The following is a 17,182-nucleotide window of genomic DNA, read 5'->3' as shown; positions in this document are numbered from 1 at the left end:
GCAACTACTTCAAGTGCGTTGACAAAGCGACCGAGCGCACCGATATCCCGGTAGAGCACACCGCCTAACGTCGACCGATGACTACGCCCACCACCGCCCCTAAAATCCCAATCGCTTGGGAAAATCAGAGTCGGTGGTGGGCGTTGCTGATCCGTTGACCAAACAAGAGGAGGGTATCTGATGACAGGAGTAATGACAGCGATCGCTACGCTCGCACTGGCGGCATTTGTAGTTGCCGGCTGGTGTGCATGGCGAGAGGAACGTATGGAGCGGGAGGTAGCCCGATGAGTAAGTATGGATACCGACGCGAGCGCCCGCAGGCGCCTGCTGTGTGCGTAGTCAACTGCAAGGGGTGCGTTTGGTACTCCGACAACGGAGGGCGGCCTTATTGCCCGTTTCCGTGTGTTAAGCAGGATGGGTGGAAGGCAGTAGGTACTTCCGGCGAGGTTGAACACATGCGGGTGCGTGCGACCCCAAAATCCAGCTAGATTCAGTGAGAAAAACTTACTTCCGCTTCCGAGTCGCGAACTTGTGATTTTGGTGAGGAGTCTTGTGCGGCATGGGCTCTGAGGGACGCTTAGAAAGTCAAAAGCGGAAGTGGGTGCCCTTTTTTACTTCCGAACGGGAAAGGAGGTGATTTGATGGCAAACAGCGGCGAATCGGAAGTTTCAACGAGTGAATTGGCCAAAATTCTAGGGAAAACTGCACGTTGGATCAACGAATTGACCCGAGAAGGTGTGCTGGTCCAGACTGGTCGCGGTAAATATCCGCTCGCAGAAAGCGTTCAGCGTTACGTTGAACACCTCAAAAAGCAGTATGAGGAAGTGGGCGGAATCGATTATGCATTCGAAAAAGCGGCTCATGAGCGCGCGAAACGCGAAAAAGCGGAGATTGAACTGGCCGCAATGCGTGGTCAGATGCACCGAGGCGAGGATATCGCAGCCGTTATGAACGATATGGTCGGCGGCTTCCGGGCGAAAATGCTAGGTTTGCCATCGAAGGTTGCCCCGCAACTCGTTGGGAAGACGGAAACTCCGGTCATTTTGGCGATTTTAACCCAAGAGGTTCACGATTCGCTCTCTGAGTTATCCGATTACGACCCAAGGACGTTCCTCGCTGCCAGCGAGGACTACGTGGAGGTCGATGACGATGAAGATAGCGGCTAAGACTCTCAAACTCTTCGCCGCGATCGCCAAAACCGTCGCTCCTCCACCCGTCCTTACTGTTTCCCAATGGGCGGACGAGTACAGGCGCTTATCGTCGGAATCTTCGGCAGAGCCAGGTCGTTGGAGGACAGATCGGGCTCCGTATCAGCGCGGTATCATGGATGCCGTCAATGATCCGGAGTGTGAAACTGTCGTCGTAATGAGTTCGGCGCAGGTTGGGAAGACAGAGTTGATTCTTAACTCGATCGGTTACTACGTCGATTACGATCCTTCACCAATTATGCTGATCCAACCGACCTTAGAAATGGCCCAAGCCTTTTCAAAAGACCGACTCGCGCCGATGCTCCGCGACAGCCCGACACTTCGCGATAAGGTGAAAGACGTTAAGAGCAAGGACAGCGGAAATACCTTGCTTCACAAAACGTTCGTCGGCGGCCAGATTACGATGGCAGGGGCGAACTCACCGGCTTCGCTTGCGAGCCGACCGATCCGAGTTGTTCTGCTTGATGAAGTTGACCGTTACCCAGCTTCGGCTGGAACGGAAGGCGACCCTGTTTCCCTCGTCACAAAACGAACCACGACTTTCTGGAACCGGAAGCGGATCATGGTTTCCACGCCGACGGTCAAGGGCGCGTCGCGGATCGAGGATGAATACTTAACCAGCACAATGGAGCAGTGGTGTCTACCCTGCCCTTCCTGCGGCGAGCATCAGCCCCTTGAGTGGGAACGTGTTCGATTAGATGATGCTACGATGTTGTGTGACTGCTGCGGGCACCACCATACAGAAATCGAATGGAAAAGCGGAATCGCGGCTGGAAAATGGGTTGCGCAACAACCCGCAAAAAAGCGCGGGTTTCACCTGAACGAGCTCGCTAGTCCATGGAAGCGTTGGTCCGAAATCATTGAAGAGTATCACGATGCAAAATCAGACGACGAAAAGCTCAAAACGTGGTGGAACACCGCCTTGGGGTTACCGTGGGATGAGATGGAGCAGCAGGAGGATGACGATGATCGGATTGAACTAGACGAGGAAACCCTCATGTCCAGACGCGAGGAATATGGCGCGATGGTGCCCGACGAAGTGAAAGTACTAACGGCCAGTGTCGACGTTCAAGGAAACCGCTTGGAAGTCGAGGTCGTCGGATGGGGCCGGGGTAAAGAGTCATGGGGCATCGAATACCGGCAAATCGTTGGAGATCCTGCGAAACCTGAGGTTTGGGGAAAACTTGACGATTACCTTGACCGGATCTGGCGCAGGTCAGACGGAATGGGTTTGCGGGTTGCCTGCACTACGGTTGACTCCGGCGGGCATCACACTTCCGAAGTGTACAAGTATTGCGTCGCGCGAGAGTACCGTAACGTTTGGGCAATCAAGGGCAAAGGCGGGATCGGGGTTCCTGTCATCGGTCGAGTCTCTGAGACGCCCCGTGAAAAAGCTCACCTTTTCATCATTGGCGTAGACGACCTCAAGAGCAAGTTGATGACTCGCCTTAAACATCAGGCGACAGGGCCGGGCTACTGTCACTTCCCTGTAAATCCAGACTCAGGGTATGACATTATGTATTTCAAAGGGTTGCTATCTGAGAAGAAAGTGATCAGGCGACATAGAGGTGTCAAGCGCGTCGAGTGGGTGAAGAAATCCAGCGTTCGAAACGAGCCGCTTGACTTACGGAACTACGCGACGGCAGCTTTAGAAATTCTCAACCCGAACTTGGAGGCTCCTGCGAGGCTGATCGGCGATTATAATGCTTCGATTCCACCGAAGCAAGCCGTCAAAAAACGACGGGGTCGGATGATCAGCAAAGGATATTGAAACTTGAAGGGAGGTGAAAGGAACAAATGGCATGGGATTTGACAACAGCAAAGTCGCATTTGAATGCGTGGTTAACCGCAGAGTTGCAAGTTTCATCGGGTCAAAGCTATACAATCGGATCACGATCTCTCACGAGAGCGAATCTTAGCGAAATTAGCGAGCGCATCAAGTTTTGGCAGAATGAAGTGAAAAAATTGTCCAACGGACGCCGTGGCGCGCGTGTCATGCGCGTTGTTCCGCGCGACTGATGGGAAATCCAGGGCGGGTTGACCGCATGATTGCAGCGATCTCTCCGAAATGGGCGATGAAGCGTGAGATTGCGCGTAAGCAGTTGAGCATCATGAACTCCGGTTACGGGAACCATGGTGCAAGCCGATCTAAAAAATCGTTGATCGGGTGGAATTATGCAGGTGGTAGCCCTGAGGAAGACATCACCGACAACCTCGACGTGCTACGCCAGCGCTCACGTGATCTCCATATGGGTGCAGCTCCCCTCGCAACCGGTGCTCTGAAAACCATACGTACAAACGTGATCGGAACGGGATTGCGGTTGAAACCCGCTTTCGATGCCGATTTTCTTGGTCTGGGTGAACAGGAAGCCCGAGATCTGAAGCGGAGTATTGAACGAGAGTTCGAATTGTGGGCTGACTCTACCGACTGCGATGCGATGCGGATGAACAATTTCAACCAGTTGCAACAGTTGTCGTTCCTATCCATGTTAATGTCTGGGGATGCTTTTGCGTTGTTGCCCCTGAAACCACGACCGAACAACGTATACGATCTGAGAATCCGACTGTTTGAGGCGGATCGCTGCTCCAACCCGGACAAAATACCATCGGGCAAGGATATCAAGGGTGGCGTCGAGGTAGACTCTGACGGCGAAGTCATCGCCTATTGGTTTGTGAACAAACACCCCTTGGGTACAGCCTCCGGGAAAACAGAATGGAACCGAGTCGATGTGCGCGGCAAGGATACAGACCGGAGAAACGTGCTTCATCTCATGGAAGCCGAACGACCGGAGCAACGTCGGGGTATTCCGATCTTAGCTCCGGTCATCGAAGCGTTTAAGCAACTTGGGCGGTATACTGAGGCCGAGCTGATGGCTGCTGTAATCTCCGGGATGTTTACGGTATTCGTAAAATCAGAGGAGTCCGGTGATGGGCCACCACTTGGTCAAGCGTTTGACGTAGACGACCGGGTTGATGATGCTGACGATGCGTCATACGAGATGGGCAATGGCGCGATCGTAGGGCTGAATCCGGGTGAGTCCATTGAGACAGCAAACCCCGGACGCCCGAATACTGCCTTCGACGGGTTCGTCACCTCGATCCTCCGACAGATCGGGTCTGCTCTTGAGGTTCCGTATGAGTTGATGGTTAAAAACTTCACGTCCTCGTATTCAGCCAGTCGCGCCGCACTCTTGGAGGCATGGAAGATGTTCCGCATGCGGCGTAGTTGGTTTGCGGCGGATTTTTGCCAGCCTATTTACGAGGAGTGGTTTGACGAGGCTGTAGCAAAGGGGCGCATCAATGCACCTGGCTACTTTGACGACCCGGTCATCCGCAAGGCATACCGCAAAGCGGAATGGCACGGGCCATCTCCGGGACAGCTTGACCCGCTGAAGGAAGCAAATGCCGCGAAAGTCCGGGTTGAAGAAGGTTTCTCTACCCGAGAACGCGAGACGGCAGAGTTGACCGGCGGTGACTACGAATTGAACATTCGCCAGCGAATTCATGAAGAAAAACTCCGTAAGGATGGGGGTTTGGTATCAAGTGAGCAAGGCACTCAAAAAATTCTGGTCGATGACACGCAACCAGTCGACGAATAGCGGAGAGATCATCATTTACGGTGACATTTCCGATATGAGTTGGTGGGGCGATGAGATCACGCCCAAGCAATTCTCCGAAGATCTCACCGCTCTTGGCGACGTCTCTGAGATCCAAGTTCGAATCAACAGCAATGGTGGTGACGTCTTCGCTGGAATGGCGATCCATTCCATGCTTCGCCGTCACAGCGCGACCGTAACTGTCATGGTGGATGGGTTGGCCGCCTCCATCGCTTCCATAATCGCCATGAGCGGCGACAAGGTCATCATGCCCAAGGGAACGATGATGATGATCCACAACCCATGGAGCTCAGTATGGGGTGGCGATGCCGCGACATTCAGGGAGACGGCAGATCTGCTTGATAAGATCCGCGATTCACTCGTAGACGTTTATCATGCCAAGTCAGGTCTCGATGTTGAGGAAATCAAGTCGCTGATGGATTCTGAGACTTGGTTGTCGGCTGATGAAGCAGTATCAAAAGGGTTTGCAGACGAAGTTGAGGGTGCCATTCCAGTGGTCGCGAATGCGGCGAGCAGGATGGCATTTTTTAATGGCATTAGCTTCGACATGTCACCTTACCGAAACGCGCCGGTCTTGCCTGAGAAGCCTTCGTCTCCGGAAGTTCCGGCAGCACCTAAAAACGAAGGAGCGAAGAAACCTATGACGCTGGAAGAACTGAAGAATCAGCATCCGGAACTGTACGCAACAGCCGTTGCCGATGGGGTGGGCCAGGAACGCAGCCGCATGCAGGCACTTGACGGACTTGTACGTCCGGGTGCGGAGGTGATTATCAACAAGGCCCGCTACGAAACGGGTGCATCGGCAGCTGAAACGGCTTTGGAAATTCTGGCTACGGATAAGAGAACACGAGCCAAACACCTCACTGACTTGCGCAACGACGTCGCTGATTCTGGTCTCGAAGAGGTAGCGCCCGCTACTCCGACTACCAAACCGAGCGTAGCCGAAGAGGAATTCGCGGCCGTCGACGCGATGGCCAAACACATGAACAAAATCCGGGGAGGTAAGTAGGAATGTCTGAACAACTGATATCTTCTACCAGTTGCAGTGCTGATAACCTGTTTGCTGGTGGTGTGCAACGTGCAGTAACCGGTGTTGTAACTTTGAAGGCTGGACTTGCGTATACGCGTGGGACCGTTGTTGGGCTTATCACTGCAGAGGACAAGGCTGTAGCTGCGGACTCGACCAAAACTGATGGCTCCGAACGGCCGAATGGCATCCTGACCGATGATGTTGATGCCACCATGGCTGACGTAATCACCACGGTTTATCTAACCGGTGAGTTCAACGAAGCGGCTTTGACCTTTGGCGGAACCGACACTGCTGATGACCACAAACAAACGCTTCGCGATATCGGCATTTTCCTCAAATCAAACGTGAAAGCATAAGGGGGTTGCACAATGGCTATCAACATCTACACTCCACGTACTATGATGGGCGCGGTTCGACAAATGATGCCAGTCAACACGTTCTTGAAGACCACTTTCTTCGGTGGTGTCGCCAAGACGTTCGTTACGGAAGTGATCGACATCGATTACTACAAGGGTCGCCGCAAGATGGCTCCGTTCGTTTCCCCGCGTCTCGCGGGCAAGGTCATGGAACGTGACGGCTTCCAAACCCAGACCTACAAACCGCCGCTGATCAAACCGCTACGCCCGATCACGTCTGAAGATTTGAAACAGCGCGGCGCTGGTGAAAATTTGTACGCGACGAAATCACCTGACGAACGAGCTTTGGAACTTCTGGCGGAGGATATGATCTACTTGGACGATTCGATTACCCGCCGGGAGGAGTGGATGTGTTCGCAAGTCATGTTTCATGGCAAGGTCCACATGATTGGTGAAGGCGTTGACCAAATGTTGGACTACGGATTCACGAACAAAGTCACACTTTTAGGAGCCGAAAAGTGGGACAGTTCGGAAAGTGACCCGATCGAGGACCTCGAAGACTGGCGCTTGGATATCATCCAAAAATCTGGTATCACGCCCGATACGGTGGTCATGTCCACGGACGTTGTACGCACGTTCGTCAAGCACCCCAAAGTAAAAGAGGTAATGGACAACCTCCGTATCAAACTGGGTCAAATCGAACCGCGTCAACTTCCGAATGGCGTAACGTACATCGGCTCGATTACCAGTTTGGGTCTCGACATCTACAGCTACAACGAGTGGTACTTGGATGACGAAACAGACCCAGCGAACCCGGTTGAAGTTCCGATGGTACCTGCTGGTACGGTTTGCATGGCATCCACTCGTGTCCAGGCATCCATCCATTACGGAGCTGTAACCCTGATGGATACCAAGTCCGAGCAATTCAGCACCTACGAGGGTGAACGCATCCCGGACAGTTGGGTAGAAAAAAACCCAGCGCAACGTTGGCTGCAAATGAACAGCCGCCCGCTGCCAGTCCCGCAAAACGTAGAGAGCTGGCTTGTTGCCAAGGTCCAGTAATGAGCTTCAAGGACTCACTGAATGCCGACATCCGCGCCGTATTCCTCAACCCGGACGAGTTCGCGGAAATTCATCTCATCAACGGCAAGGAAACACCCTGCATCATAGATTTTTCCGCATCCGGTACAGATTTTGAAGGAACCTACGTGAAGCGTTTGACGCTTTACGTAGAGCCTTCAAAGCTCGATAAAAAGCCGATCGTCGATGGCCGACTCCGTATCGGAGACAAGCATTATACTGTGATCTCCGTCTCCGAAACTTCTGGGCTTTTAGATATCGGGCTGGAGGCAAACGAATCATGATCGATGTGGAGATCTCCGATAACATCCAACAAAGCATGAAGTATCTCGAAAGCGCGCCTCAGAAGGTGAGACGCGCTTTTTCTGCAGCTCTAAACCGAACTGCGGCGGGGGTTAGAACAGAGGCCGTCAAAGCAGCGCGGAGCACCTACGAAATCCGCGCTGCCGACGTGCGGCAAACCATCCGTTTCACAAGAGCTAGTGCCAAGGATACGAGTTTGGAATTGAGTTCTAAAGGTGGCAACATTCCGCTCATTCGCTTCAATGTCAAGCCGAAGAACCCACCTAAAAAGCAGCCACGCGTACTCAAGGCTTCCGTTAAAAAAGGTGGAGGTGTGAAACCGATTCGAGGTGCCTTTGTAACCCGAATCGGCGGTCATGTCGGCGTCTTGACGCGGATCGGACGAAAGCGACTTCCGATCAAGGAGTTGTACGGCCCTGCCGTACCGCAAATGCTTGGCGAGATCGGAGTCAAGGAACACATCGAGAAAGAAGCGGAGCGTAGGTTGCTGGAGCGTTTCGATCACGAATTGAAGCGCGCTTTAGGAGGTGGGCAAGAGTGACAAAAGTGGGGTTGATGAAAGCAATTCAATCCTTTTTGCAAGAGAATGTGCGGGAGTTTTCGTTCGAAACCAACGAGCAGACGGAAAAAGCACCAGCGGTGGTGCTCCACGGCTTGCCACCAAAAGGCGAAAAGGATACCCCTGACTTCCCTTTCATCATTGTGCGATTGCTTGAAGGCGAGAGCAATGATTCCGGATCGAAGGCACAAGTGAAACTAATATTCGGCACGTACTCCGAAGACTTTGACGGTATCATCGATTTGATGAACCTCATGGAACGCGTCGAGCAAGCCTTGTTTAAAAAGGGGATTCTCGAAAAAAGGTACCGTATCGAGAATCCATTCAAGTGGAAAGTTCCCGAAGAACAGCCTGCTCCAGAGTGGCTTGGAGAGGCTGTTTCTATTTGGAGCGTTCCACAAGTGACAGAGGAGGTGCAATGGAATGATTAAACACGGTGTATACGGAACAGAAGTGTCTACCAGCACTATCCCAGCTGCTATTGCTGCATCTGGGGTCCCTGTAGTTTTCGGGACGGCACCGATCAACTTGTCCAAACGAACTACTTTGCCCTTCAACGTTCCGGTGCTTTGCAGTAGTTTTGATGAAGCTGTCGAGGCGTTTGGTTACAGTGATAATTGGGAGGAATTTACATTGTGCGAGTTCATCTATTCGCACTTCAAACTCTACGCAGGCGGATCAGTTGTGCTAGTCAACGTCCTTAACCCGTCAGAGCATAAATTGCATACAGCCAACGAACTGATCTCGGTGGTTTCTAAAAAGGTCAAGTTAGAGGACACCGGAATTCTCCCACAATCTGTAGCCATCGACAGCGCCGATCACACCCTAGCTGCCAATGAGTACACCCTGTCCTTTGATGAGGTTGGAAAACTCATCATCCAAATCACGGCTGATCTCACTGAAACAGAATTTTTCATCACATATGATCGGATTGATCCGACAAAGGTGGTATCAACGAATGTGATCGCTGGTTTGGATCTCGTTGATGAGGTGTACCCTCGCTTCAGGATGTTGCCTGGCATCGTAATCGCTCCTGGTTGGTCTCACATTAAGGAAGTCGGGATTAAAATGGTCGAAAAGTCGACGAATATCAATGGTCATTTTCGGTGCCTGACCATCACGGACGTTCCGACGGAGACTGTGATGGTGTGGTCTGGGGTAAAAGCGTGGAAAGACGCAAACTTCCAATCGTCGAATCGACAAATGGTCTGCTGGCCGCTTGTGACGCGCGCCGGGAGGGTGTACCACTTCTCCACACATGCCGCCAGCTTGATTGCTGAAACCGATGCAGACAACCAAGCTGTTCCGTTCGTTTCTCCATCTAACAAGACGTTACAAGTTGATGGCGCGATTCTCGCGGACGGCGTGACGAAGGTGTTCCTCGGCCCGGACCAAGCGGCAACGCTGAACAGCGGAGGCGTTGTAACGGCGTTGAATTTCATCGGCGGATGGAAGTTGTGGGGCAACAGAACGGCTGCATATCCGGATTCCGCCATCGAGCCGAAGGATGCATTCATTCCAGTTCGCCGTATGTTCGACTGGTTGAACAACACGATTACGCTCAAGTATTGGGAGCGTCTTGACGGGCCAATCACAAAACGGCTCGTCGAAGCGATCACTGACGAAGTGAATTTGTGGCTGAACGGACTGACGGCAGTTGGGGTTTTGACCGGTGGTCGCGTGGAGTTCAATGCCTCTGAAAATCCGTCTGCAGACATTCTTGACGGCAAGCTAAAGTTCCATATTTACGCGACCCCGCCCTCCCCGGCAGAGCAAATTGAATTTGTGATCGAATACGACGCTCAATACTTGGGTGCCATCACCGGAGGTGCGACAGCGTGAAACAAATCTCTGAAAAACTGATCAACTATTCGGTGTACCGAAACGGCACCGAATTCCTCGGTACGTCCGATGTCACGCTGCCGGATCTCGAATCCCTTTCAGAAACCGTGAAAGGGGCGGGGATTGCAGGTGAGGTTGAGAGCCCGACCCTTGGTCATTTCGGTTCGATGACCGTCTCACTCAACTGGCGCACTTTGGATGCACCGAACTTCCGGCTCGCGCAACAAAAATCGCATGCGTTGGATTTCCGTGGTTCCATTCAAACCTACGACACTGGCGCAGGCGAATACAAGCCTGTCGGCGTTAAGGTGAGCGTCCGTGGTACTCCGAAGAAGACTTCCCTCGGTAAGCTGGAAGTTGGCGGAACGATGGATACGTCCAATGAACTCGAAGTCACGTACATCAAAGTTTTGATCGACAACAAGATCGTGCTGGAGCTCGACAAATTCAACTTCATCTGCGTGATCGATGGAGTGGATGTCCTGAAAGATGTTCGTGAACAACTCGGAATGTAAAAACGAAAGGGGACATGCAAAATGTCTGAAAAAAACACGGAAAAAACCTATCAATTCTCCAAGAGCATCAAGTTCGAAGGGGTTGATTACTCTGAAATCGTTTTGGACTTTGACAAACTGACGGGCGACGATATCCTCAAAGCTGAATCTCAATATCTCGCAACAGGAGGCGCTTCACACGCACCACGCGAGATGTCCAAAACGTACTTAGTAATTGTCGCTGCGCGAGCGGCCGGTGTGCCTGTTGAACTTTTCAACGCACTTCCAGCTAAAGATTTTTCGAAAATCACGGTGCGAACACAAGGTTTTTTGCTGCAATAGAACTTGGACGGAATCCGGGACAGCTACTTCGACAAGTGGCTGTCTCTTTATCTGTCCGAACGTACACTCCTGTCCCATACTGGCTCGGACTTACATTGCCGGAGCTCCGTTCTTGGTTTCAAGACATAGGAAAAATGAAAAGGGGATGAGGCTGTGTCGAGAGAGTTTGAGATTCTGTTCAAGATCGGTTCTCATCTGACATCGCAATTCACCCGCTCCTTCTCTGATGCGACCAAAATAACCGGTCAACTCGGAGATAATGTCGTGAAACTCGGATCGATGTTCAAGGGGCTGGCCGCAGCTGCGGGCGCGGGTTTCGCAATTAACGAAGCATTCAGCTCGGCGAATGATTTTCAGAAGGCGATGAACCACGTGGCGGCTGCAACTGGAGCGTCGAGTGATGAGATGCGTGATATGCAGGAGCTTTCTAAAAATCTCTATAACAAAAATCTGAATGACGACTGGGAAAGTGTCTCGAAGGCACTCATCACCACGAAAAACGTTACAAAACTGACTGGTTCCGAACTTGAGAATGCCACCAACAATGCTCTCGCGCTGAAAGATACCTTTGAGTTCGATGTCGGTGAGTCGGTAAAAACGGCCGACACAATGATGAAGAACTTCGGGATCACCAGCGATAACGCGTTCGGTCTCGTTGCGCAGGGAGCACAACAGGGGTTGGACAAGTCAGGCGAACTTCTAGACTCCGCAAATGAATACAGCCCACACTTTAAAGCGCTCGGATTCAGTGCTAACGAGATGTTTGACACATTCTCGGCAGGAATGGAATCGGGCGCTTTTAATCTTGACAAAGTTGGCGATGCCGTTAAGGAATTCAATATCCGTGCCAAGGATGGATCTGCAGGGAGCGCGGAAGCCTTTCAAGCACTCGGAATGGACGCCGACAAGATGGCTCAAACATTCGCTAAAAGTGGCCCGGATGCAAAAGCATCATTCGATCAAGTCGTACAAGCGATCTCAGCTATCGAAGATCCGGTCAAAAAAAATCAGATTGGAGTACAGTTGTTCGGTACGCAATTTGAGGACCTTGAGGCTGGTGTAATTGCCGCAATGGGCACAGCGCGTTCACAATTCGACATGACTCAAGGAACGATGGAAAAAATTCGTGAAGTTAGGTTCAATACTGTTGGCGAGGCGTTCAAAGGCATCGGCAGACAACTAGAGACGGGACTGGTCATTCCGCTAGTACAAAAAACTCTACCTGCATTCGATTGGTTAGCTACCAAGATCGAATCAGCTATGCCAGGAATCCAAAAGTTCGGTGGAAGTTTTTTGAGTTTCCTTGCGCCGGTTGGCGGTGTTCTCAAAGACATTGGCGGCTGGATCACGGGGATGTTTGCGAATGATTCATCTGCGTCTTTCCTGAACACCTTCAAAGAAAGTTTTTTGACCTTCGGTGAAACTGGAAAGAGCGTGGTCTCGTCAGTTGTCGCGGGCTTCGAGAAATTCAAACCGGTCATCGAAAAGAATGTGAGTTTCATCATGTCTACAGTAATTCCTACATTTGGCAGAATAGCCGGATTCATTATTAACGATGTAGTGCCGCACATCACAGGAGCGTTTGAAAAAATAGCGCCCTTGTTGACGGGAGTTTTTTCGAAATTTCAACCGATCCTCGAAGGTGTATTTGGTGTATTCAACTTCGTATTTCCGGCCATCGCTTCGATTGTTACAAATGTGGTCGATGCGATCGGCGGAGTGATAGGTGGTCTATTGACCACTTTCGGAGGTGTGATAGATTTCGTAGTGGGAGTTTTCTCGGGTGATTGGGGGAAAGCGTGGGGAGGTGTGAGCGATATTTTCACAGGTATTTTCAGCGCGCTAGGTTCGATTCTAGCCGCTCCGATCAACTTCGCTATCGACATGCTCAATCTCGCTATAGGCGGTCTTAATAGTGTCAAAATAAATGTCCCAGATTGGGTTCCGGGGATCGGTGGTGAAAGTTTCGGTGTTAACATCCCACAAATCCCAAAAATCGGCGGATACGCCGATGGTGGTATTGTCAGTAGTCCTGAAGTGGCATGGGTTGGTGAAGGTGGCGACACAGAGGTTATTGTGCCGATCAACAATTCCAAAAGGTCACAATCCTTGTGGCAAACAGCCGGAAGCATGCTTGGTGTCGACATGGGTGGTGGACAAGGTGGAGGGGGAAGTATTACCGTTCACAACAATCCGACAATCGTGGTGCAGGGCGGCGGGCCGGATGTGCAAGGGCAAGTGGAGCGTGGCTTGAAAAATAACAACGACGATTTGATCTCGAAGTTGAAACAAATCCGACAGCAGGAGGCGAGATTGAGCTATGGCTAAGATCTACACCAGCACACTTGGTGATACATGGGACTCGATCTCATACAAACTGTACGGGACCGAAAAACACATGACGGTGCTCATGGAGGCGAACTCCTCGATCATGAGCACCGTCATTTTTGGCGCGGGCGTTGTGCTCATCGTCCCCGAAGTGGGCACGCAGACGACAACCAACCTGCCGCCGTGGAGGAGGTGACGCGATGGAAGCGCGGCGCGTCGAACTCGATTTGACCTACGAGGGTGTCAATATCTCGCGGGAACTTGCAGGCTATCTCCTCGATTTTTCGTACCAAGACAACGCCGACAAAGCCGACGACTTGCAAATCAGTTTACAAGACGCTTCCGGAGTGTGGCATGGGGGCTGGTTGCCGCGTAAAGGTGACAAGATCGAGGTGGCGATCAAGGTTTTGAATTGGGGATCTGACGAATCCGCCGAAACACTGCCGTGCGGCACGTTCGAAGTGGATACAGTAACTTTCGGAGGTCCGCCTGACGTTGTGCAGCTCAAGGCGGCGTCTATCCCCATCGGAGGAGCCCGTTGGGAAGCACGTTCACAGGGTTGGGAAAACATTCGGTTGTCTGCCATCGCCAAAGACATCGCTGACCGCGCAGGACTAAGCCTTTGGTTGGACATCGTTGACGACCCTCTGTATGACCGTCAAGATCAGGCGGAACAATCTGACCTCGCTTTCCTGCAATCGCTCGCAACAAAAGAAGGTGTCACGACTGTCGTGACAATGACCCAGCTCTGTTTGATAGACGAGGAAAGGTACGAAATGGAGTATCCGATAGAGACGATTGAAAAAGGGAAAAGCAACGTCCTTTCCTACTCGTTTGACAGCTCAACGGTGGATTGCGGATACAGCGCATGTGAAGTCACGTACTTCGATCCTCAGAAAAAAGAAACGTATCGGGGGTATTTCAAACCTTCTTGGGCACCGGAAAACGGACCAGTGCTTAAAATCAACGCTCGTGTCGGATCAAATGAGGAAGCCCAACGCCTCTCGAAAACGGCCTTGCGTGAAAAAAACAAATCCGGAACTCAGGGTAAGTTTTCGCTCGTGGGGGACATCAATCTGATGCAGAGCTTCACTGTTGACGTGGTAGGGTGGGGGGACTTTGACGGCAGGTACATCATAGACAGCGCCACGCACAAAATCGGAAGCGGCGGCTACACGGTGGATTTGTCAGTAAGGAAGGTGTTGTATACATGGTAGTTACAAATCTGTTGCGCGCTGGTATCGTGTCGGCCGTCATCCCGGAGCGTTGCGCGGTGGTGGTGGCATTCAGCGACAAGGATAATCTTGTCTCCCGCGAATTGCCGGTGCTGGTCCCGAAGACGCTGCAAACGAAGTATTTCAGGTTGCCGGACGTCAACGAGAGCGTGCTTTGCGGGTTCCTCGGAAACGGCATCGAAACGGGGTTCTGCCTCGGTGCGTTTTACACGTCCGTTGACACACCCCCCGCTGAAACGACAAATTGTCAGGGTGTATGGTTTGACGACGGTAGCTTTTGCATGCGAGACACTGCGACCGGAAAAATGACCGTGCTCAACAAAGGTGACATTGTCCTGCATCCGGAAGGCGGGGCAGTAGTGATCGAAGGAGACCTCAGAGTCACAGGGCAAATCTACGGGGATGGTTACGAATGATCGGGGCATTGGGTGACGTCGTTTTCGTCGCCTCGGCGGACACGATCCGGACGATTGAGGACTTTAAACGATCGTCATCTGGTCGGTGGGCAACGCACGAAGTTCTCGGAAAAAAACCAGTATCTGAGTACGTTGGCCCGAATCTCGACACGGTTTCATTCAGCGTCCGATTCGACGTTTTGTATGGAATGAACCCGCGCGAGGAATTGAATCGATTGTTAGAAATGCAGCGGTCCGGCGCAGTCGTACCGCTCGTAATCGGTGGAAAAGCACTAGGAGTCAACAAATGGTGTGTGACTTCGTTGGAACAGGACTGGACATCGATCGATAACGAGGGCCGTCTGTTGGTTGCGAAAGCGTCTATAACGCTCACTGAATATGCGTAGGGGGTGGCGGGGTTGTACGAAGTATCTGGGAATCAAGCGGTTAAGGTGAATTTTGGCGCTACGGGGATCGAAGAGATCCTTCAAAACGTTTACACGTCAATCACGACGATGCGCGGTTCCGTTCCGCTTGATCGCGGATTCGGACTCGACCCGTCACTGGACGACCCCTTGCCACTCGCGCGCGCCCGCCTCACCACGCAAGTGATAGATGTGGTCCAGAAGTATGAGCCCCGCGTCGTTGTCTCGTCCGTGACGTTCGCGGAGGACGGCTTCGCAGGTGTTCTTGTGCCTACGGTCAATGTCAGACTAAGGGAAGGAGTTGTGTTGTGAGCGACCTTCAATTCGTCGATTCAGATATCGAAAAAACTACAACTGAGTTGATAGCGGCTTACGAATCGATCACAAACAAAAAATTGTTTCCGGCAGATCCGGTACGTCTTTTTGTGCTGTCGATCGCGACCATCATCGTGCAGCAACGAACGTTACTGAATCTAACAGGGAAGCAAAATCGACTCAGGTATGCAAGCGGGGATTTCTTAGACGGACTTGGAGAGTTCGTCGAGACGACGCGCCTCGAAGCCACTGCCGCGAAGGTACTTGTACGCTTCTCACTTTCCGCACCTCAGACAAGCATCATCTACATTCCTTCTGGTCGGCGGGTAACTCCCGGTGCTGGCATCTACTTTGCGACAATCGCAGGGACAGAACTTCAGCCAGGCGCGATGCACGCGGACATTTGGTGCGAGTGCTTGCAGGCCGGAACACTCGGGAACGGATTCGTTATCGGACAAATCAACAGCATCGTCGATCCACAACCTTGGCTCGCTCGTGTCGAGAATATTACGATCAGTGCAGGTGGATCAGATCGCGAAGATGACGAACCATTTCGTGAACGAATTAGAAGTGCTCCTGAGAAGTTTTCGGTAGCCGGTCCGGACGGAGCCTATCGCGCGATCGCCAAGTCTGTTGACTCAGGAATTATCGATGTGGTTGTGACCTCCCCGTCTCCGGGGGTCGTGGAGATTAGACCTCTGATGGAGCAAGGGGAGATGCCAACGTCCAACGTCATTAACGCAGTGCTCGCGGCATGTAGTGACAAACGAGTGCGACCATTGACAGACCATGTCACAGTTTTGGCTCCGGACCAAGTAGCGTTTGAAGTCGATTTCACCTACTGGATCAGTAGCGATCGCATGACGGACGTTGCGGGTATTCAATCCGCTGTACAATTTGCCGTCGACGATTACGTTGTGTGGCAGAAGTCGAAATTGGGACGTGACATCAACGGGTCTGAATTAACCCGACGGATTCTGAACGCTGGTGCGAGCCGCGCGGAGGTTCGGTTACCTATTTACTACCAACTAGAACCTACACAGGTAGCTTCCGACGACGGAGTGAGCATAGTCTACGGAGGTCTTGAGGATGCGTAGCTTACTCGACATCCATCTACTTGAATTGGTTCCTCCGAATTTACGAAGGGACAGTGACGTTGAAGCTCTCGCTGAAGCGATTAACCAACAATTGCTTGCGATCACACAGGCTATCCCAACAGTGGCCATCCTCCAATCGCTCGACTCTCTTTCAGCTGAGATGGTGGATGAACTAGCTTGGCAGTTTCACGTCGACTTTTACGATCCAACTCTCCCAATTGAGCAGCGTAGGGAATTGGTGAAGAAGTCACTTGCTTGGCACCGGAGAAAAGGCACGCCTGCTGCGGTCGAGGAACTGATTACGACGCTGTTCGGAGAGGGCCATGTAGAAGAATGGTTCGATTATGGCGGCGCTCCCTTTTCGTTCCGTGTCCACACGAACAACAAATCTGTCACGCAAGAACGTGCATTAGAGTTCACGCGAGCGGTAAACTCCGTGAAAAACGCGAGATCGATTCTAGAAAAAGTGGTTGTCGGGGATAGCGAGAATTTTCCACTTTATTACGGCGGAGCTATTCACATCGGTGACAACCTAACGATAAGGCAGGTGTAAAAA

Annotated in this window: 21 protein-coding genes; all 21 read left to right on the top strand. The window is 51.9% G+C overall.

What is annotated here, in order from left to right:
• Window positions 1–641: 641 nt before the first annotated feature.
• The gene (locus C7459_RS03870) at window positions 642–1,166 is read left to right on the top strand and encodes a hypothetical protein (RefSeq protein ID WP_109686509.1); all 525 of its coding nucleotides are present in this window, start codon (window positions 642–644) and stop codon (window positions 1,164–1,166) included.
• A complete protein-coding gene (locus tag C7459_RS03865) occupies window positions 1,150–2,979 on the top strand; it encodes a phage terminase large subunit family protein (protein ID WP_109686506.1) in 1,830 nt (609 codons plus the stop codon). Before C7459_RS03870 ends, C7459_RS03865 begins: the two co-directional genes overlap by 17 nt.
• 26 nt (window positions 2,980–3,005) lie before the next feature.
• Window positions 3,006–3,227, top strand: coding sequence for a DUF6148 family protein (locus tag C7459_RS03860; protein WP_109686504.1), 222 nt, complete (start codon window positions 3,006–3,008; stop codon window positions 3,225–3,227).
• A gap of 26 nt (window positions 3,228–3,253) precedes the next feature.
• Window positions 3,254–4,807, top strand: coding sequence for a phage portal protein (locus tag C7459_RS03855; RefSeq protein ID WP_245884379.1), 1,554 nt, complete (start codon window positions 3,254–3,256; stop codon window positions 4,805–4,807).
• Window positions 4,752–5,834 (top strand): head maturation protease, ClpP-related, encoded by a 1,083-nt coding sequence (locus C7459_RS03850; RefSeq protein WP_170119245.1) that lies wholly within the window; start codon window positions 4,752–4,754, stop codon window positions 5,832–5,834. The genes C7459_RS03855 and C7459_RS03850 overlap by 56 nt, the downstream gene beginning before the upstream one ends.
• Before the next feature lie 2 nt (window positions 5,835–5,836).
• The gene (locus C7459_RS03845; RefSeq protein ID WP_109686498.1) at window positions 5,837–6,211 is read left to right on the top strand and encodes a head decoration protein; all 375 of its coding nucleotides are present in this window, start codon (window positions 5,837–5,839) and stop codon (window positions 6,209–6,211) included.
• Window positions 6,212–6,223: 12 nt separating this feature from the next.
• Window positions 6,224–7,273: a major capsid protein gene (locus C7459_RS03840; protein WP_109686496.1), complete on the top strand. Its 1,050-nt coding sequence runs from the start codon at window positions 6,224–6,226 to the stop codon at window positions 7,271–7,273.
• Complete coding sequence (locus C7459_RS03835) at window positions 7,273–7,575, top strand: hypothetical protein (protein WP_109686494.1); 303 nt, start codon at window positions 7,273–7,275, stop codon at window positions 7,573–7,575. The genes C7459_RS03840 and C7459_RS03835 overlap by 1 nt, the downstream gene beginning before the upstream one ends.
• Window positions 7,572–8,135: a phage tail protein gene (locus tag C7459_RS03830; RefSeq protein ID WP_109686493.1), complete on the top strand. Its 564-nt coding sequence runs from the start codon at window positions 7,572–7,574 to the stop codon at window positions 8,133–8,135. The genes C7459_RS03835 and C7459_RS03830 overlap by 4 nt, the downstream gene beginning before the upstream one ends.
• On the top strand, window positions 8,132–8,584 hold the full coding sequence (locus C7459_RS03825) for a hypothetical protein (RefSeq protein ID WP_109686491.1): 453 nt from the start codon (window positions 8,132–8,134) through the stop codon (window positions 8,582–8,584). Before C7459_RS03830 ends, C7459_RS03825 begins: the two co-directional genes overlap by 4 nt.
• A complete protein-coding gene (locus tag C7459_RS03820) occupies window positions 8,577–9,995 on the top strand; it encodes a phage tail sheath family protein (RefSeq protein WP_109686489.1) in 1,419 nt (472 codons plus the stop codon). Before C7459_RS03825 ends, C7459_RS03820 begins: the two co-directional genes overlap by 8 nt.
• Window positions 9,992–10,510: a phage major tail tube protein gene (locus C7459_RS03815; protein ID WP_109686487.1), complete on the top strand. Its 519-nt coding sequence runs from the start codon at window positions 9,992–9,994 to the stop codon at window positions 10,508–10,510. Before C7459_RS03820 ends, C7459_RS03815 begins: the two co-directional genes overlap by 4 nt.
• Before the next feature lie 21 nt (window positions 10,511–10,531).
• Window positions 10,532–10,831: a phage tail assembly protein gene (locus tag C7459_RS03810; RefSeq protein WP_109686485.1), complete on the top strand. Its 300-nt coding sequence runs from the start codon at window positions 10,532–10,534 to the stop codon at window positions 10,829–10,831.
• 153 nt (window positions 10,832–10,984) lie between these two features.
• On the top strand, window positions 10,985–13,159 hold the full coding sequence (locus tag C7459_RS03805; protein WP_109686483.1) for a phage tail tape measure protein: 2,175 nt from the start codon (window positions 10,985–10,987) through the stop codon (window positions 13,157–13,159).
• Complete coding sequence (locus C7459_RS03800) at window positions 13,152–13,355, top strand: tail protein X (protein ID WP_109686481.1); 204 nt, start codon at window positions 13,152–13,154, stop codon at window positions 13,353–13,355. Before C7459_RS03805 ends, C7459_RS03800 begins: the two co-directional genes overlap by 8 nt.
• A 4-nt stretch (window positions 13,356–13,359) precedes the next feature.
• Window positions 13,360–14,376 (top strand): phage late control D family protein, encoded by a 1,017-nt coding sequence (locus C7459_RS03795; RefSeq protein ID WP_109686479.1) that lies wholly within the window; start codon window positions 13,360–13,362, stop codon window positions 14,374–14,376.
• Entirely contained in the window at window positions 14,370–14,810 is a 441-nt protein-coding gene (locus C7459_RS03790) for a phage baseplate assembly protein V (protein WP_109686477.1), read from the top strand. The genes C7459_RS03795 and C7459_RS03790 overlap by 7 nt, the downstream gene beginning before the upstream one ends.
• Window positions 14,807–15,196 (top strand): phage tail protein, encoded by a 390-nt coding sequence (locus tag C7459_RS03785; RefSeq protein WP_109686475.1) that lies wholly within the window; start codon window positions 14,807–14,809, stop codon window positions 15,194–15,196. The genes C7459_RS03790 and C7459_RS03785 overlap by 4 nt, the downstream gene beginning before the upstream one ends.
• Before the next feature lie 12 nt (window positions 15,197–15,208).
• Complete coding sequence (locus C7459_RS03780) at window positions 15,209–15,526, top strand: GPW/gp25 family protein (RefSeq protein ID WP_109686473.1); 318 nt, start codon at window positions 15,209–15,211, stop codon at window positions 15,524–15,526.
• Window positions 15,523–16,626 (top strand): baseplate assembly protein, encoded by a 1,104-nt coding sequence (locus C7459_RS03775; RefSeq protein WP_109686471.1) that lies wholly within the window; start codon window positions 15,523–15,525, stop codon window positions 16,624–16,626. The genes C7459_RS03780 and C7459_RS03775 overlap by 4 nt, the downstream gene beginning before the upstream one ends.
• Entirely contained in the window at window positions 16,619–17,179 is a 561-nt protein-coding gene (locus C7459_RS03770; protein WP_109686469.1) for a phage tail protein I, read from the top strand. The genes C7459_RS03775 and C7459_RS03770 overlap by 8 nt, the downstream gene beginning before the upstream one ends.
• The last annotated feature ends 3 nt before the right edge of the window (window positions 17,180–17,182 follow it).

Origin of the sequence: Tumebacillus permanentifrigoris, assembly GCF_003148565.1 — a bacterium.
Classification (GTDB): domain Bacteria; phylum Bacillota; class Bacilli; order Tumebacillales; family Tumebacillaceae; genus Tumebacillus; species Tumebacillus permanentifrigoris.
This window is presented reverse-complemented; position numbering and strand designations above follow the sequence as displayed.

Coding starts and splice junctions, on each gene's coding strand:
- C7459_RS03870 (WP_109686509.1), top strand. CDS start 642: ATGGCAAACAGCGGCGAATCGGAAGTTTCAACGAGTGAATTGGCCAAA.
- C7459_RS03865 (WP_109686506.1), top strand. CDS start 1,150: ATGAAGATAGCGGCTAAGACTCTCAAACTCTTCGCCGCGATCGCCAAA.
- C7459_RS03860 (WP_109686504.1), top strand. CDS start 3,006: ATGGCATGGGATTTGACAACAGCAAAGTCGCATTTGAATGCGTGGTTA.
- C7459_RS03855 (WP_245884379.1), top strand. CDS start 3,254: ATGATTGCAGCGATCTCTCCGAAATGGGCGATGAAGCGTGAGATTGCG.
- C7459_RS03845 (WP_109686498.1), top strand. CDS start 5,837: ATGTCTGAACAACTGATATCTTCTACCAGTTGCAGTGCTGATAACCTG.
- C7459_RS03840 (WP_109686496.1), top strand. CDS start 6,224: ATGGCTATCAACATCTACACTCCACGTACTATGATGGGCGCGGTTCGA.
- C7459_RS03835 (WP_109686494.1), top strand. CDS start 7,273: ATGAGCTTCAAGGACTCACTGAATGCCGACATCCGCGCCGTATTCCTC.
- C7459_RS03830 (WP_109686493.1), top strand. CDS start 7,572: ATGATCGATGTGGAGATCTCCGATAACATCCAACAAAGCATGAAGTAT.
- C7459_RS03820 (WP_109686489.1), top strand. CDS start 8,577: ATGATTAAACACGGTGTATACGGAACAGAAGTGTCTACCAGCACTATC.
- C7459_RS03810 (WP_109686485.1), top strand. CDS start 10,532: ATGTCTGAAAAAAACACGGAAAAAACCTATCAATTCTCCAAGAGCATC.
- C7459_RS03800 (WP_109686481.1), top strand. CDS start 13,152: ATGGCTAAGATCTACACCAGCACACTTGGTGATACATGGGACTCGATC.
- C7459_RS03795 (WP_109686479.1), top strand. CDS start 13,360: ATGGAAGCGCGGCGCGTCGAACTCGATTTGACCTACGAGGGTGTCAAT.
- C7459_RS03790 (WP_109686477.1), top strand. CDS start 14,370: ATGGTAGTTACAAATCTGTTGCGCGCTGGTATCGTGTCGGCCGTCATC.
- C7459_RS03785 (WP_109686475.1), top strand. CDS start 14,807: ATGATCGGGGCATTGGGTGACGTCGTTTTCGTCGCCTCGGCGGACACG.
- C7459_RS03770 (WP_109686469.1), top strand. CDS start 16,619: ATGCGTAGCTTACTCGACATCCATCTACTTGAATTGGTTCCTCCGAAT.